Here is a 12,549-nt window from a genome sequence, read left to right as displayed (position 1 = left end):
CGTGATCCCGATCGTCCATCATCCCGCCTATGTCGCGCCCGCGCCGGCGCGCTCCACCTACCGCTGGAACAAGAACGGCCTGATCCGCGACCTCCTCCTCGCCGAGGGCGCGCGGGTGGCGTGGCACGAGCCCGAACCGATGCCGCTGCGCTGGCTGGAGGCGGTGCACGACCCCGGTTACGTCGCCGAGGTGCTGGCCGCGGACGTGCCGTATTTGAAGACGCGCCGCATCGGCTTCCCGATCACGCCAGAGGTCGCGGCGCGGGCGCAGGCGGTGCCGGGCGGCACGTGGCTGGCGGCGCATCTCGCGCTCGACCACGGCTTCGCCGCCAATACCGCCGGCGGCAGCCATCATGCGGTCGCCGACACCGGCGCGGGCTATTGCGTGTTCAACGACCTCGCGCTGGCCGCGGTGCGGCTGATCGAGGAGGGGACGGTCGACCGTCTCGTCGTGGTCGATTGCGACGTGCATCAGGGCGACGGCACCGCCGCGTTGCTCGCCGGACGGCCGGAGATCGCGACCTATTCGATCCACGCCGAGAAGAACTTCCCGGCGCGCAAGGCGCGTTCGACGCTCGACGTCGGGCTGGCCGACGGCATCGGCGACGCGGCGTATCTCGCGACGCTCGCGGCGACGCTCACCCCCTTTCTCGCCGAGCACCGGCCACAGCTCGTCCTCTATCAGGCCGGGGTCGATCCGTTCGCGGGCGACCGGCTCGGGCGGCTGTCGCTGACGCTCGACGGACTGGCGCAGCGCGAACGGCTGATCGCGCGGCTGACCCGCGGCATCCCGCTCGCGAGCACGGTCGGCGGCGGCTATGGCGACGACGCGCTCGAGATCGCGCAGCGCCACGTCGCGGCGATCCTGACGCTCGGCGAGGCGATCGCCGCGCGCTGACCCTTCCCTGATCGGGCAAGCTGCGGCATGAGCGCCCGCGACATGGCTGCGGACACATTTCAGACACGCGCGCTCGCCCCGATCTTCCACCGCTTGCTCAACCGGATCGATGCCGGGCTGGCGAGCGGCGGCATCGAGGCGCGGCTGCCCGACGGCACCCACCGGCTGCTCGGCGGGCGCAAGCCGGGGCCGGTGCCGATCGTCACGCTGCATCGCTGGCGCGCGCTGGTGCGGTTGGTGACGGGCGGCTCGGTCGGCTGGTATCGCGCGTGGCGCGATGGCGACTGGTCGAGCCCCGATCCGGTGCCCCTGTTCGATCTCTTCATGCGCAACCGCGTCGAACTCGCCGACGTGGCGCGGGCGGGTGGCGGGTCGAAGCTGCTGCTGCGCCTCTGGCACCGGCTGCGCCGCAACGACAAACAGGGCGCGCGCCGCAACATCGCCGACCATTACGACCTCGGCAACGATTTCTACCGCGAATGGCTCGACCCCGGCCTGACCTATTCGAGCGGTATCTTCGCGCGCGGCGACACGCTGGAGAGCGCGCAGGATCGCAAGCTCGCCGCGATCCTCGATCGCACCGGCACGGCGCCGGGCGAGACGATCCTCGAGATCGGCTGCGGCTGGGGCTCGTTCGCGGCGAAGGCGGCGGCGGGCGGCCGGCGCGTCCATGCGCTGACGCTGTCGACCGAGCAGAAAGTGGCGGTCGATGCGCGCGGCTTGCCCGGCGTGAGCGTGGCGCTGACCGATTATCGCGACGTCGCCGGGCAATTCGATGCGGTCGCGAGCATCGAGATGGTCGAGGCGGTCGGGCAGGCCTATTGGCCCGCCTATTGCGACACGCTGGCGCGGGTGCTGAAACCCGGCGGGCGCGCGGCGCTGCAATATATCAGCATCGCCGACGACGTGTTCGACCGCTACGCGGCGAGCGTCGACTTCATCCAGCGCTATGTCTTCCCAGGCGGCATGTTGTTGTCGGAGAGCCGCTTTCGTGCGCTGTGCGGGGCACGGGGGCTGGCGTGGACCGACCATCACAGCTTCGGCCTCGATTATGCGCAGACGCTGCGCCACTGGCGCGAACGGTTCGAGAATGCCGACAAGGCGGGGCGTTTGCCGGCGCGGCTCGACGCGCGCTTCCGCGACCTGTGGCGCTATTACCTGATGTATTGCGAAGGCGGCTTCCGCGGCCGCGGCATCGACGTCGCGCAGGTGACACTGGTGAAGACGCGCTAATTCCTCCCTCGCTTCAGCGGGAGAGGGGGACCGTTCGCGAAGCGAATGGTGGAGGGGGCATTTCCGCAAACGCGGACCTAACCGTATCCTCCCCCTCCGTCAGGCTTTCGGCCTGCCACCTCCCCCTTGCGGGCAGGGTAATCGCATATGAAATTTTTGAGTTGCGATCGTGCGCCGGAGGCCCGCAGCTCAATTGGAAAATGCCAACCTCGCGAAAGGTCACGTACCCATCGTTGCGTGGAACATTGCGTGGAACGTCATATGCGATAGCCCTGCCCTTGCGGGGGAGGAGTTAGGGTCACCCCACGCGTTCGCGGTGTCCTGCCTCGAAGCCGGCGATCGCCAGCGCGACAAGCCGTTAAATTCCTCCCCCGCAAGGGGGAGGTGGCAGCGCATCGCGCTGACGGAGGGGGAGGAAAGGGTGGGAGCTTTGACAATCGAGCTGCCGCCCTATCCTCCCCCTTCCACCATTCGGCTGGCGCCGAACGGTCCCCCTCCCCCTGGCGGCGGAGGACTAATCAGCCCACGCGTTCGCGGTGTCCTGCCTCGAAACCAGCGATCGCCAGCGCGACGATCCGCTCGGCGACCACCTCGGGCGGCTTGACCGAATCAGGCGCCTCGCCCGGATAGGCGCGCGCGCGCATCTTCGTCCGCGTCGCGCCGGGATCGACGATCGCGGTGCGGATCTTGCTGATGTCCGCGGTTTCGTCGCCATAAGCGCCGAGCATCGTCTCGAACGCCGCTTTCGAGGCGCCATAAGCCCCCCAATACGCGCGGGCATTGCGGCCGACGCTGGAGGTCAGGCCGATCACCTTGCCCGCCGCCGCCTTGCGCAGCATCGGGTCGAACGCCTGGATCATCGCCACCTGCGCGCTGACGTTGAGCGTCAGCACCTGTGCCAGCTCCTTGGCGTCGATCGCCGGCACCGCCGCGAGACTGCCCAGCATCGCGGCGTTGAGCACCAGCACGTCCAGCGCCTGCCAGCGCTCGCCGACCGCGGCGGCGAGCCGCGCGATACTGTCGGTCTGCGTCAGGTCGAGCGGCGCGATCGTCGCCGAGCCGCCGGCGTCGAAGATCGTCTCCTCGACCGCTTCCAAATCCTTCGCGGTGCGCGCGGTCAGCACGACATGCGCGCCCGCCGCGCCCAGCGCGATCGCGGTGGCGGCGCCGATGCCGCGGCTCGCGCCGGTGACCAGCGCGAGTTGGTTCGCAAGCGGCTGGGCCATGCGTTAGTTGACCCGCTCCGCCAGCATCGCGAACTGGTCGACCGCAACGCTGTCGTCCTGGTCGGTCAGCGTCGTCGGATAATCGCCGGTGAAGCAGGCATCGCAATATTTCGGGCGGATCTCGGCGCGCTTCGCCTCGCCCAGCGCCTTGTAGAGGCCGTCGATCGAAACGAACGACAGACTGTCGGCATGGATGAAGTCGGTCATCCCGCCGAGGTCCAGCTTGGCGGCGAGCAATTTGGCGCGCTCGGGCGTGTCGACGCCATAGAAGCAGCTATGCCGCGTCGGCGGGCTGGCGATACGCATATGCACCTCGGCCGCGCCAGCATCGCGCATCATCTGCACGATCTTGAGGCTGGTGGTGCCACGCACGATCGAATCGTCGACGAGGATGATCCTTTTGCCCTTGATGAGCGCGCGATTGGCGTTGTGCTTGAGCTTGACGCCGAGGTGACGGACCTTGTCGCCCGGCTGGATGAAGGTTCGGCCGACGTAGTGCGAGCGGATGATGCCGAGCTCGAACGGAATGCCCGATTGCTGCGCATAACCGATCGCCGCCGGCACGCCCGAATCGGGCACCGGGATGACGAGGTCGGCGTCGACCGGCGTCTCGATCGCGAGCTGCGCGCCGATCTCCTTGCGCACGGTATAGACCGACTGGTCGCCGGCGATCGAATCGGGGCGGCTGAAATAGACCCATTCGAAGATGCACGGCCGCGGCGCCATCGGCGCGAACGGGCGGATCGAGCGCACCTCGCCGTTCTGGACGATGACCAGTTCGCCCGGCTCGACCTGCCGTTCGAAGGTCGCGCCGCAGACGTCGAGCGCCACCGTTTCGGAGGCGAAGATCACCGCGCCGTCGAGCTTGCCCATCACCAGCGGCCGGATGCCGAGCGGATCGCGACAGGCGATCATCCCCTCGGGCGTCATCACGACGAGGCTGTAGGCGCCCTCGATCTGCTTCAGCGCATCGATGAAGCGGTCGAGCAGGGTGCGATAGTTCGACGTCGCGACGAGATGGATGATCGTCTCGGTATCGCTGGTCGACTGGAAGATCGAGCCGCGCCGGATCAGCTCGCGCCGCAGCTTCATGGCGTTGGAGATGTTGCCGTTATGCGCGACCGCGAAGCCGCCGCTGGCGAGTTCGGCATACAGCGGCTGGACATTGCGCAGCGCCGTCTCGCCGCTCGTCGAATAGCGGACGTGGCCGACCGCATAGTCGCCGGGCAGCGCGCGGATCACGTCGTCGCGGTCGAAATTGCCGGCGACATGGCCCATCGCGCGATGGGTGTGGAAGTGATGGCCGTCGAAGCTGCTGATCCCAGCCGCCTCCTGGCCGCGGTGCTGCAGCGCGTGCAGGCCGAGCGCGACGAGCGCCGCGGCGCTATCGCTGCCGGATACACCGAATACGCCGCACTCTTCGTGCAGCTTGTCGTCTTCAAACGGATGGGTCGTCAGCATGGTGGCGGGGGCTCACATCGTGCGGGTGGCCATATAGGAGCGCATTCCGCGTTTGTCGCGTATTTGTAATGCGCAAATCGAACCGATTGTCGCGATACGCGTTTCGGGCGCCGGAAGGAGAGGGTGATGGCCAAGGACCACGGTGCGCAGATCAAGGACGACGCTTTGTACGAGGAATTGCTGAAACAGGGCAATTCCAAGGAGAAAGCGGCGCGAATCGCCAACGCCAAGGCGGCCGGCACGCTGGACCACCCGGGCGGGACGTTGGACGCGCGCAGCAAGGCGGACCTGCTCAAGGAAGCGCGCGAGATCGGCATCGAGGGCCGATCGAAGATGGACAAGGCGGCGCTGATCAAGGCGATCCGCAGCCACAAGTAACTGAAATTCCTCCCCCGCCAGGGGGAGGATTTAAAGGCGCATCTAAGGCTGCCCGGCGAGCGGCAGGTGCCGCGCAGAGGACGAGGCGGACGGAAAGGCGGAACTCGGCCCTTTCGCCCCGGTACTATCGGGTGCCGCCGCATCCCCCTTGCGCCGCACGCCACCCAGCTCCGCCACCGGCGTTGCGGTCGGGACGGGCGTCGCCGTAGCGACCGGCACGGCCGTCAGCAGCACCTGCTGCTTCATGCACTGGTGCCGGTCCGGGCGCGGATATTTGGTGCAATTCCACAGCGTCCGCTCCACCCCCGCATCGCGGTCGCGCAGGTAGCTGAACGCCATCGCTGCGACCTGATCCGCGGTCAGCGGCGCGGCGGCCGGGGTCTTCGCCGCATCGCTCCACGCCGAGAAGCGGCACGCCTTGCGCTCGCCGCACGCCTTGGCGGCGATCGTCGGATACAATTCGGTCTGCACGCCCCATGGCAGCGTCACGAAGAAGCTGTCGCCGTCGCCGGCCGAGGCGGTGAACGGCGCCGTCTCGCCCGCCACGCCGTCCGCCGCGACCAGCCCGAGCGCCGCCGATGCATCGAGCAGCGCCGCATCCGCCTCGGCGAGCGCGCCGCCCATCTTGTGCGCGTCCGAAATCGGCGCGAGCTGCGCGATCACCGGTTCGCTCGAACTCACCTGGCGGTTGAACGCGGGCGGCGTCCCCCACCAGCCGGTCCAGCGGAAGAACAGATGGCTGTGGACCGCGACGACCTTGTCGAGGCTCGCCTGCCAGTACGGCACGACCCAATCGGTATGGTAATGCGTGGCATAGCCGACCGGGCGATAGACCGCCCCGGCCAGCGCCATCGTCGCGACCTCGCGCGCGCGCCGCCACGCATCGGCGGTCGGCGTCCAGCGGGTCAGCGCGTGGTCGCAGGCGAAGCTGAACTGGCAGCCGGTGCTGCGCTCCTGCCCCTCGAAGATGACGCCGCAGACGGTCTTGGGGAAAGCGGGATGGCGCAGGCGGTTGAGCACCACCTGCGCGACCGCGCGCTCACCCTCGGTGTCGTCGCCCGCCTCGTAGAGCACGCCCGCCGCCATACAGTCGGTCGCGCGCGCGCGATCCTCCGAACCGCCGGCGAAGCGGAACGGCCGCGCCGCCGGATTGGGCAAGTCCGAAAAGGGCACGCTGGCATTGAACGCCTTGGCGTCCTCCGGCGTCAGGTCGATGAACGTCACCGGCTCGACCGGCGGCAGTTCGGCGGCGGGCACGACCCGGCGATGCAGCGCGACACGCGTGTGCGGCTGCGGAATGGCGGGCGGATGGGTGACGACGAGGGCGGGGACGGCGACCGCGACGATCGCGGTCGCCGCCAGCACCGCGCGCAGCCACGCCGGGCTGCGCGCCTGTGAAGGACGCGTCACTGTTCGGGCAGGAAGTCCGGCACCGACAGATAGCGCTCGCCTGTGTCATAGTTGAAGCCGAGCACGCGGACGCCATCGGGCAAATCGGGCAGCTTCTGCAGGATCGCGGCGAGCGTCGCGCCCGACGAAATGCCGACGAGGATGCCCTCTTCCGATGCCGATCGCCGTGCCATGTCCTTGGCGACCGCGGCGTCGACCTCGATCACCCCGTCGAGCGCCTGCGTGTGCAGGTTGCGCGGGATGAAGCCGGCGCCGATCCCCTGGATCGGGTGCGGCCCCGGCTGGCCGCCGGCGATGACCGGCGAGGCGGCGGGCTCGACCGCGAAGACCTTGAGGTTCGGCCAATGCTTCTTCAGCGTCTCGGCGACGCCGGTGATATGGCCGCCGGTGCCGACGCCGGTGATGATGACGTCGATCGGCGTATCGCGGAAATCGTTGAGGATCTCCTGCGCCGTGGTGCGGACGTGGACGTCGATGTTGGCGCCGTTCTCGAACTGCTGCGGCATCCACGAACCCGGCGTCTGATGGACCAGCTCGAGCGCACGCTCGATCGCGCCCTTCATGCCCTTTTCGCGCGGGGTGAGGTCGAAGGTCGCGCCATAAGCGAGCATCAGCCGCCGCCGCTCGAGCGACATCGATTCCGGCATGACGAGGACGAGCTTATAGCCCTTCACCGCGGCGACCATCGCCAGGCCGACGCCGGTGTTGCCGCTGGTCGGCTCGATGATCGTGCCGCCGGGCTTGAGGTCGCCATTGGCTTCCGCCGCCTCGACCATCGCGAGCGCGATACGGTCCTTGATCGACCCGCCCGGGTTGGAGCGTTCGGATTTGATCCAGACTTCCGAATCGGGGAACAGCTTGGCGACGCGGATGTGCGGCGTGTTGCCGATCGTTTCCAGGATGGTGTTGGCCTTCATGGCTTGGCTTCTCCGTGCTGCGGTTCGATCTGTAACATGTCTGGCGGGTCGAAGGTCCGTGCGGCGCGCAGTTCGGGGAACAGCCGCGCCCACAGCAAGGTGACGACGATCGCCGCGATCCCGCCGAACGCGACCGCGCCGACCGGGCCGAGCAACGACGCCATCAGCCCGCTCTCCGCCTCGCCGAGTTCGTTGGATGCCGAGATGGTGAGCTGCGACACCGCGCTCACCCGGCCGCGCATCTCGTCGGGGGTGTGGAGCTGGATCAGCGACTGGCGGACGTAGACCGACACCATGTCGGCGCCGCCCGCGACGATCAGCGCCGCGAGGCTCAGCGGGAAGGAGGTCGACAGGCCGAAGGTGAGGACGGCGACCGCGAAGACGATCACCGCGATCAGCATCTTGGTGCCGACGTTGCTGTCCATCGGCCGCACCGAGAACCACACCGCGGTCACCGCCGCGCCGATCCCCATGCCCGCGGCGAGCACGCCCAGCCCCTGCGCGCCGACGTGCAGGATGTCGCGCGCGTAGATCGGCAGCAGCGCGGTCGCCCCGGCGAGCAGCACGACGAACAGGTCGAGCGTGATCGTCGCCAGCACCAGCCGGTTGTTGCGGACATACCGGAAGCCGTCGAGGATACGCGTGAGCGGATGTTTGTCGGTCTGCGCCGGCGGCTGCGGCACCGGGCCGATCAGGAACATCGTCGCCAGCGCGAGCACGAACAGCCCGGTGATCGTCGCATAAGCGACGTCCGGGTGGATGGCGTAGAGCAGGCCGCCGACGCTGGGGCCGGCGATCGAGCCGACCTGCCAGGCGATCGACGAGATCGCGATCGCGGTCGGCAGGCTCTCGCGCGGCACCAGATTGGGGGCGAGCGCCGAATAGGCCGGGCCGGTGAAGGCGCGCACCACCCCGATCACCACCGCCGCGAAGAACAAGGCCGGCAGCGTCAGGTCGCCCCAATAGGTCAGCACGCCGAGGAACGCCGCGACCAGCGCGATTACCGCCGTCGTCGCGCGGACGATCCAGCGCCGGTCGACGCTGTCGGCGACGAGGCCGGTGACGGGGGTGAGCAGGAACAAAGGCACGAACTGCGCCGCGCCGATCATGCCGAGCAGGAACGCCGCCTGCCGCACGTCCATCGTCTCGCGGGCGAGGCCATAGACCTGCCAGCCGATGACGATCGCCAGCGCGGTCTGCGCGATCGTCCCCGACAGGCGCGACAGCCAATAGCTGCGGAAATTGGCGATACGGAAGGGATGGGTGGCCATGTGGCGCGCAGCTTTGCCGCGTGCGCAACGGAAGGGCAACATAGTTGCACTTGATCGGGGTTCGGCTGCCGCGACGGACGGGGGTCGCGTCACCCCGCACGGGAGGATGACGCCGCCGCCGCACCCGCTATACGTGCCGATATGGCCGACCCCTGCGAAACCGAACTCGTCCTCGATCCCAAATACGATGCCGCCGGGCTGATCACCGCGGTCGTCACCACCCGCGACGGTGCGCTGCTGATGGTCGCGCACATGAACGCCGAGGCGCTCGCCGCGACGCAGGCGAGCGGCGAGGCGACCTTCTGGTCGCGCAGCCGCGCGCGGTTGTGGAAGAAGGGCGAGACCTCGGGCAACGTGCTGCGCGTGGTCGAGATGCGGATCGACTGCGATCAGGACGCGCTGTGGATCATCGCCGATCCCGCCGGCCCCGCCTGTCACACCGGCGCCGCGAGCTGTTTCTACCGCCGCGTCGACGGCGATCGGTTGCAGGCGATCGGATGAGGCGCGCGTTGCTGGCGACGCTGCTGCTCGCCGGCTGCGGATCGCCGCCGCCGGCGCCGCAGGACACGCCGGGCAGCCGGCTGGAACGCGCGGCGCAGCGTGCCGGCCTCGTCGGCGATCCCGCGCGCGCCGGCCTCACCGGGTCGTGGGCCGCCGATACCGACCGGCTTTGCATCGTCCCCGCCGGCCGCGACACGTTCCGGATCGGCGCGCTGATCGATTACGGCGAGGGGCAGGGCTGCGCCGCCGCTGGCACCGTGCGCCGCAGCGGCGAGCGGGTCGCCGTCGCCTTCGGCCCCTGTCGCTTCGACGCGCATTTCGATGGCGAGCGCATCGTCTTCCCCGCCGCGATGCCCGCCGCCTGCGATCGTTATTGCACCGGTCGCGCCTCGCTCGATTCGCTCACCGTCGAGCGGCTCAGCGGCGCGCTGGCGGAGGCGGCGACGCTGCGCACGCCATCGGGAAAACGGCTGTGCAGCGTGGGGGAGTGAGTTGACGTTGACGTAAACGTGACGTAATAATCCGTGCATGGCCTCGTCACCCGCTTATGCCGTGATCGAACATCGCCACGATCGCGACTCCTTCACGATTTCCGATCTTTGCGAGGAGTTCGGCGTCACCGCGCGGGCGCTGCGCTTCTACGAGGACGAGGGGCTGATCGCACCCGAGCGGCGCGGCACCCAGCGCATCTATTCGCATCGCGACCGCGCGCGGCTCGCCTGGATCCTGCGCGGCAAGCGCGTCGGCTTCAGCCTGGGCGAGATCCGCGAGATGATCGACCTCTACGATCTCGATGACGGCCGCCGTCTCCAGCGGCAGGTGTCGATCGACCGCTGCCGCGCACGGATCGAACTGCTCGAACGCCAGAAGCAGGACATCGACGCCGCCATCGCCGAGCTCACCGAATTCGTGGCGGTCGTCGAGGCCGTCCATATCGCCGACACACAAGGATAATCGGATGCCCCAGTATACGCCCCCCGTCCGCGACACGCGCTTCATCCTCGAACATGTCGTCGGCCTGCAGAATTACGCCAATTTGCCCGGTTTCGACGCCGCCACTCCCGACGTGGTCGAGGCGGTGCTGGAGGAGGGCGGCCGCTTCGTCGCCGAGGTATTGTTCCCGCTCAACCAGTCGGGCGACCTCGAAGGCTGCACCCGGAACGAGGACGGCAGCGTCACCACGCCCGCCGGCTTCAAGGAAGCCTATAGCCAATATGTGGAGAGCGGCTGGGCGACGCTGGGCAATGCGCCGGAATATGGCGGCCAGGGCATGCCGCACGTCGTGTCGATCGCCTTCCAGGAATATATGATCTCGTCCAACATGGCCTTCGCCATGTACCCCGGCCTGACGCACGGCGCGATCGCCGCGCTGGTCGCCAAGGGCAGCCCCGAGCAGCAGCGGATGTACGTCCCCAAGATGGTGTCGGGCGAATGGGGCGGCACGATGAACCTCACCGAGCCGCAATGCGGCACCGATCTCGGCCTGATCCGCACCAAGGCGGAGCCGCAGGCGGATGGCTCCTATGCGATCACCGGCACCAAGATCTTCATCTCGGCCGGCGAGCACGACCTGACCGACAACATCATCCATCTCGTGCTGGCCAAGACGCCGGGCGCGCCGGACAGTTCGAAGGGCATCTCGCTGTTCGTCGTCCCCAAAGTGCTGGTCAACGACGACGGCAGCCTGGGTGAGCGCAATGCGGTCACCTGCGGCTCGATCGAGCACAAGATGGGCATCCACGCCAATTCGACCTGCGTGATGAACTATGACGGCGCCAAGGGCTGGCTGGTCGGCGAGGAGATGAAGGGCCTTGCCGCGATGTTCATCATGATGAACGCGGCACGGCTCGGCGTCGGCCTGCAAGGGCTCGGCATCGCCGAGGTCGCCTATCAGAACGCCGTCCAATATGCCGAGGACCGCCGTCAGGGCCGCGCGCTCACCGGCCCGAAGCAGCCCGAGGAGAAAGCGGACACGTTGTTCGTCCACCCCGACATCCGCCGCATGCTGATGGAAGGCAAGGCGTGGACCGAGGGTCTGCGCGCGCTCTGCCTGTGGGGCGCGTTGCAGGTCGATCTGGAGCATCATGCCGGCACCGACGAGGAGCGCGAGCTGGCGGGCGACCTGATCGGCCTGCTCACGCCGGTGATCAAGGGCGTCGGCACCGACAAGGGCTATGAGGTCGCGACCAACGCGCAGCAGGTCTACGGCGGCCACGGCTACATCGCCGAATGGGGCATGGAGCAATATGTCCGCGATGCCCGCATCGCGATGATCTACGAGGGCACCAACGGCGTGCAGGCGATGGACCTCGTCGGCCGCAAGCTCGCGCTGAAGGGCGGCCGTGCGGTGCAGGCCCTGTTCAAGATCGTGACCGAGGAAACGACGGCCGCCGAGGGCGTCGAGGCGACCGCGGCGATCGCCGTCGCGCTCAAGAAGGCACTCGGCGAGCTGCAGGCGGCGACGATGTGGTTCATGGCGAACGGCATGAAGAACCCGGAGAATGTCGGCGCCGGCGCGGTGCCGTACATGCATTTGATGGGCATCGTCGCCACCGGCCTGATGTGGCTGCGGATGGCCAAGGCCGCCGCCGAACTGAAGACTGCGGGAGAGGGCGACACCGCGTTCCTCGACGCCAAGCTGGTCACCGCCCGCTTCTTCGCCGAGCGGATCGCGCCCGACGCGGGTGCGCTGCGCCGCAAGATCGAGGGCGGCGCGGAGAGCCTGATGGCACTGCCGCCGGAGATGTTCCGCGCGGCGTGAGCCGCGGGGGCGCCGGCGCTTTGGACGCCGGTGCTCGTGCTTCCGCGGGGTTTTGCGACAGCCGATTTCCCATCCTGTGTTCCCGCGGATGCGGGAACCCAGGGCCAAGCAGAGCAACGACCCACCATGCGCGTGACTCCTGGGCTCCCGCCTGCGCGGGAGCATTGGTGAAGTTTGGCCGAAGGCGCCGCGCTTTCGGCAGCTCTGCGAGAGTCGCCACAAACCCCAAAGGCTGTACCCCGGCGAAGGCCGGGGCCCAGTTGGGAAGGCCGTTGTAAGTAGTTCCGAACCGTCACCCAACTGGGCCCCGGCCTCCGCCGGGGTACATAAAGCATTCCTCCAAGTCTTCGCGCTCACCATTATGACGGCGTGGGTGAAAGCCGGACGCCAAGGTTCGACATCTACCCAAACCGTCCTCGGACGATATACTGCGCCGCAAGACGAGCAGGTCGACCGCGTTCATGGTCGCCGCACCGGCCCGGTCCGGTGACCG

At 68.4% G+C, this 12,549-nt stretch carries 12 protein-coding genes; 7 read left to right on the top strand and 5 right to left on the bottom strand.

All coding sequences use genetic code 11. From position 1 onward, the window contains the following. Position 1 precedes the first annotated feature (1 nt). Positions 2-898, top strand: coding sequence for a histone deacetylase family protein (locus ACLBWH_RS14795; RefSeq protein WP_447799647.1), 897 nt, complete (start codon positions 2-4; stop codon positions 896-898). A gap of 27 nt (positions 899-925) precedes the next feature. Then, positions 926-2,131: a class I SAM-dependent methyltransferase gene (locus ACLBWH_RS14790; protein WP_447799646.1), complete on the top strand. Its 1,206-nt coding sequence runs from the start codon at positions 926-928 to the stop codon at positions 2,129-2,131. Between the two features lie 518 nt (positions 2,132-2,649). Here the strand turns inward: ACLBWH_RS14790 and ACLBWH_RS14785 are convergent. Together ACLBWH_RS14785 and purF are read right to left on the bottom strand one after the other, a co-directional pair. Beyond that, the gene (locus ACLBWH_RS14785; protein ID WP_322849615.1) at positions 2,650-3,357 is read right to left on the bottom strand and encodes an SDR family NAD(P)-dependent oxidoreductase; all 708 of its coding nucleotides are present in this window, start codon (positions 3,355-3,357) and stop codon (positions 2,650-2,652) included. A gap of 3 nt (positions 3,358-3,360) precedes the next feature. After that, positions 3,361-4,818, bottom strand: a complete 1,458-nt coding sequence (gene purF, locus ACLBWH_RS14780) for an amidophosphoribosyltransferase (protein WP_322849614.1) — start codon at positions 4,816-4,818, stop codon at positions 3,361-3,363. 126 nt (positions 4,819-4,944) lie between these two features. On the opposite strand from purF, the gene ACLBWH_RS14775 reads away from it, so the two are divergent. After that, on the top strand, positions 4,945-5,196 hold the full coding sequence (locus ACLBWH_RS14775; RefSeq protein WP_447799645.1) for a DUF7218 family protein: 252 nt from the start codon (positions 4,945-4,947) through the stop codon (positions 5,194-5,196). Between the two features lie 42 nt (positions 5,197-5,238). Here the strand turns inward: ACLBWH_RS14775 and ACLBWH_RS14770 are convergent, their stop codons facing one another. From ACLBWH_RS14770 to ACLBWH_RS14760, 3 genes are read right to left on the bottom strand one after another with little or no spacing between them, the layout of a single operon-like run. Further along, entirely contained in the window at positions 5,239-6,606 is a 1,368-nt protein-coding gene (locus ACLBWH_RS14770) for a cell wall hydrolase (protein WP_447799644.1), read from the bottom strand. Further along, positions 6,603-7,523 carry a cysteine synthase A gene (gene cysK / locus ACLBWH_RS14765; RefSeq protein WP_447799643.1) on the bottom strand — a complete coding sequence of 307 codons (921 nt, stop codon included), beginning with the start codon at positions 7,521-7,523 and terminating at the stop codon, positions 6,603-6,605. The genes ACLBWH_RS14770 and cysK overlap by 4 nt, the downstream gene beginning before the upstream one ends. Then, positions 7,520-8,794: an MFS transporter gene (locus ACLBWH_RS14760; RefSeq protein WP_447799642.1), complete on the bottom strand. Its 1,275-nt coding sequence runs from the start codon at positions 8,792-8,794 to the stop codon at positions 7,520-7,522. Before ACLBWH_RS14760 ends, cysK begins: the two co-directional genes overlap by 4 nt. 141 nt (positions 8,795-8,935) lie before the next feature. Between ACLBWH_RS14760 and hisI the strand changes: the two genes are divergently transcribed. Genes hisI through ACLBWH_RS14740 form a run of 4 tightly spaced genes read left to right on the top strand, consistent with a single transcriptional unit; the run spans position 8,936 to position 12,056 of the window. Continuing rightward, on the top strand, positions 8,936-9,295 hold the full coding sequence (hisI, locus tag ACLBWH_RS14755) for a phosphoribosyl-AMP cyclohydrolase (protein WP_447799641.1): 360 nt from the start codon (positions 8,936-8,938) through the stop codon (positions 9,293-9,295). After that, positions 9,292-9,786, top strand: coding sequence for a hypothetical protein (locus ACLBWH_RS14750; protein WP_447799640.1), 495 nt, complete (start codon positions 9,292-9,294; stop codon positions 9,784-9,786). Before hisI ends, ACLBWH_RS14750 begins: the two co-directional genes overlap by 4 nt. A 37-nt stretch (positions 9,787-9,823) precedes the next feature. After that, positions 9,824-10,249 carry a MerR family transcriptional regulator gene (locus ACLBWH_RS14745; RefSeq protein WP_322849608.1) on the top strand — a complete coding sequence of 142 codons (426 nt, stop codon included), beginning with the start codon at positions 9,824-9,826 and terminating at the stop codon, positions 10,247-10,249. Positions 10,250-10,253: 4 nt separating this feature from the next. Next, on the top strand, positions 10,254-12,056 hold the full coding sequence (locus ACLBWH_RS14740) for an acyl-CoA dehydrogenase C-terminal domain-containing protein (protein ID WP_447799639.1): 1,803 nt from the start codon (positions 10,254-10,256) through the stop codon (positions 12,054-12,056). Positions 12,057-12,549: the final 493 nt, after the last annotated feature.

The sequence above is a fragment of the Sphingomonas sp. M6A6_1c genome, assembly GCF_053345135.1.
This window is presented reverse-complemented; position numbering and strand designations above follow the sequence as displayed.